This window comes from Microbacterium sp. ISL-103, assembly GCF_018613995.1.
GTDB lineage: Bacteria > Actinomycetota > Actinomycetes > Actinomycetales > Microbacteriaceae > Microbacterium.
On record NZ_JAGGPD010000143.1, the window covers coordinates 1 to 3187 of the forward strand.

Here is a 3187-nt window from a genome sequence, read left to right on the forward strand (position 1 = left end):
CGCCGAGGTAGCCGCGCGGCAGCCGTTCGGTGTCGTCGGCGAGATCGCGCAGGAAGTTGACGTTCTGGAAAGCCGCTCCGAGCTGGCGGGCGCCGTGGGTCAGGATCTCGTGTTCCCGGGGCGTGCGCTTCTCGTCGCGCAGGAAAACCCGCAGACACATGAGTCCGACCACCTCGGCAGATCCGTACACGTATCGCTCGTGGGCGTCGGCGTCGTAGGCGGTGAAATCCGTGGTGTCTGCGATGTCGGCGGCCATCGAGTCGAAGAACGGCTGCGTGAGGTCTTCACCGATCCCGCACTCCCTGGCCGTGCGGGCGAAGGCGTGCAGCACGAGGTCGGTGCTGTACCCCACCTGCATCGCCCGATGGGTCTCCGCGACGTACGACGCGAGGGCATCGGTCTGGGCGGACGCATCGAGCCCCGCCTGGGCGGCGACCCCGTCGACGATCTCGTCGGCGATGCGCACCATCGCGTAGATGTTGCGCACGTGCTGCCGGTGCCTCTCACCGAGAAGCCGCGTCGCCAGGCCGAACGATGTCGAATACGTGCGGATGACCTCGGTGGATGCGGTGTCGGCGGCGCGGCTGAACCGACCCAGCCCGTCACCCGGCGAGTCGTGAGGCGTCGGGGTCATGCCTGACGCCCTTCGAGGCGCGCGGTGGCGACGAGGATCGACCGCGCAGCGTCCGGGCTGATCTCTCCGGCGAGCTCTGCGTCGGCGAGCAGCGCCGAGAGCGAGTCGAGCTGGTCGCCGATCAGACCGATGACGAAGCGCTCGGCGCCGCACTCACGCAGCAGGTCTCGCATGACCGTGGCATCGTGCAGGCTCAGGTCGGCTGCCCCGAAGCGCGGCTCGATGCGCGACCAGGCTGCCGTCGACCGCGCGAACGCGATGATCGCGGTCTCCTTGCCCTCGCGCAGGTCGGAGAAGGCGTCCTTGCCGTGCGTGCGGTGGTCGCCGAACACGCAGAGCAGATCGTCCTGCAGTTGGTAGGCGAGGCCGAGGTGACGGCCGACCGCGTGCAGGGTCTCTTCTGCCGAGGGCGACGAACCGGCGAGAAGCGCTGCGGCGCGCAGAGGCAGTGAGAACGAATACGTCGCGGTCTTGTAGACGCTCATGCTGAGGACGGTGTCGACGTCGGACGCGATGATGCCGTGACTCAGCGCGACGTCGGTGTGCTCGCCGGCGACCGTCTCGAGGATCGTCCGTTCGACGAGGTCGAGAAGGCGCCCTCGGGCGTGCGCGGGGACGTCGGCCCTGGCGAAGCCCATGATCGCGGACGAGATCATCAGGTCGCCCATGAGGATCGCACTCGATCGGGCCCAGTGCAGCGAGTCCTGCTCGGTGGCACCGGGGTTGCCCGCTGCGAGCTGTCCGATGAGGTTCGGGCGTTTACGGCGCGTCAGGTCGCCGTCGATCACGTCGTCGTGGAGCAGGAAGGCGTAGTGCAGCAGCTCGACCTGGGTCGCGATGTCGATGGCTGCCAGGGTGGCCGCGTCGCTCGCGGCCGGCGCCAGAGCACGGTGGATGTCGAGCAGCAGGCGCGGACGCACGAGCTTTCCGCCGAGTGCGTGGTCTGCTGTGGCTCGCCAGAGGGCTGCGAATTCCGCCCCGTATGCCTCGGCGTTCTCGCACTGCAGGGCGAACCGCTCCCGAAGAGCATCCTCTACCCGGGTGCTCATGTCTTCGTGGGGAGTCGTCGAGGTCGCGATCGTCGTCATCGTCACACCACCCCGAGGTCGCGCAATCGCGGCAGCTGCTCGACGAGCCAGGGGCTGAATGCGAAGGGGGCGCCGATGACCGAGTCCGCGAACTCCGCCGGGTCGACCCAGGCCCACTCGGCGACCTCGTCGGGGTCGGGGGACAGGGGGCCGTCGGCGACGGCGACGTGCACGGGGAAGATCTCGTTCTCGACGATCCCGCTCGCATCCACGGCCCGGTAACGGTAGTCGGGCAGCACGAGTGTCACCTCGGTGATGCGCAGGCCGAGCTCGTCGAGTGCGCGGCGATGCACGGCGGCGATCATGTCTTCGCCCGGGCGGGGATGACCACAGAAGCTGTTGGTCCAGACTCCCGGCCAGGTGCGCTTCGCGAGCGCGCGCCTGGTGACGAGGAGACGTCCGTCCCGGTCGAACACGTGGCAGGAGAATGCCAGGTGAAGGGGGGTATCGGTGGTGTGCACGGCGTCCTTCGCGAGCACACCGATCGCCGCTCCGTCTGCGGAAAGGAGGGTGACCTCATCCATCGGGGGAACCTCCTCGATTTCGCTAGCTTAGCTAATAATCAACATAACATGAAACAATCGTGTGTAGCATGATGACATGCACGACGGACCCGACGCCACCCCCCGCGGAAGCGGCGCGTCCGACATGCTCTCCCGGCAGGATGCGATCTCGCCCGACGGCCTCGCGCACGCGGCGATCTATGACGTCGAGTCGGCGGATCCGCGCAGCACGCTGATCGATCGCTCGGGCGTCGATCCCGAAGATCTGCGTCAGATCTCTCTCGTGATGGGCGCGCTCGGAGAACTCCGCGAAGCGGAGCAGAAGCTGTCGCTCGCCTCTCGGAGATACATGCGTCTCAACGAGACCGACATGCGAGCACTGCACTACCTGATCGTCTGCGCGAACCGGGGTGCGGTCGCCACTCCCGGCGGGATCGCCACGCATCTCGGGATCTCGACGGCCTCGACGACGAAACTGCTCGACCGCCTGGAGAAGGGCGGCCACATCCGTCGCGCGCCCCACCCGACGGACCGGCGTGCGCTCGCGATCACGATCACGCCCGAGACGCGGCAGGCGGCGATGGACACAGTGGGTCGTCAGCAGGCGAAGCGCTTCTATTCAGCGGCGCGGCTGACTCCCGGCGAACGAGACGTCGTCATCCGATTCCTCTCGGACATGGCACAGGAGATCACGCTCCGGGATGAGCCGTGGGCCCAAGCCGGAGTCGCGACCTCCGAGTGAGTCAGTGTGCGGCGTTGTACGCCTCGACGACCGGAGCCGGAATGCGTCCGCGCTCCGACAGGGTGTAGCCGTTGTCGTTCGCCCAGGCCCTGATCGCAGCGACCTCCGGGTTGCGACCCGGGCGCTTGCGCGGTGCCGCCGACCGCACGGAGCCGGCGGAACCGCCACGGCGGCCTGCAGAGCTGTAGGGCGCGAACGACTTGCGCCAGTCTTCTGCGTG

General features: G+C 68.1%; 5 protein-coding genes. 1 reads left to right on the forward strand and 4 read right to left on the reverse strand.

The window, feature by feature from the left end; genetic code table 11:
• The 3 genes from J7E68_RS06090 to idi all read right to left on the reverse strand — a co-directional run.
• The coding region (locus tag J7E68_RS06090; RefSeq protein WP_215170816.1) for a squalene/phytoene synthase family protein at positions 1-634 on the reverse strand (634 nt) is incomplete at its 3' end.
• Positions 631-1683, reverse strand: a complete 1053-nt coding sequence (locus tag J7E68_RS06095; RefSeq protein WP_251048699.1) for a polyprenyl synthetase family protein — start codon at positions 1681-1683, stop codon at positions 631-633. The genes J7E68_RS06095 and J7E68_RS06090, both read right to left, overlap by 4 nt.
• Positions 1684-1724: 41 nt before the next feature.
• Positions 1725-2246, reverse strand: a complete 522-nt coding sequence (idi, locus tag J7E68_RS06100) for an isopentenyl-diphosphate Delta-isomerase (protein WP_215170820.1) — start codon at positions 2244-2246, stop codon at positions 1725-1727.
• Between the two features lie 124 nt (positions 2247-2370).
• Here idi and J7E68_RS06105 point away from each other — a divergent pair, with 124 nt between their 5' ends.
• Positions 2371-2967, forward strand: coding sequence for a MarR family winged helix-turn-helix transcriptional regulator (locus J7E68_RS06105; RefSeq protein ID WP_215170824.1), 597 nt, complete (start codon positions 2371-2373; stop codon positions 2965-2967).
• Between the two features lies 1 nt (position 2968).
• Here J7E68_RS06105 and J7E68_RS06110 read toward each other — a convergent pair.
• Positions 2969-3187 (reverse strand): histone-like nucleoid-structuring protein Lsr2 (locus tag J7E68_RS06110; RefSeq protein WP_215170822.1); only part of this gene is annotated, 219 nt, incomplete at its 5' end.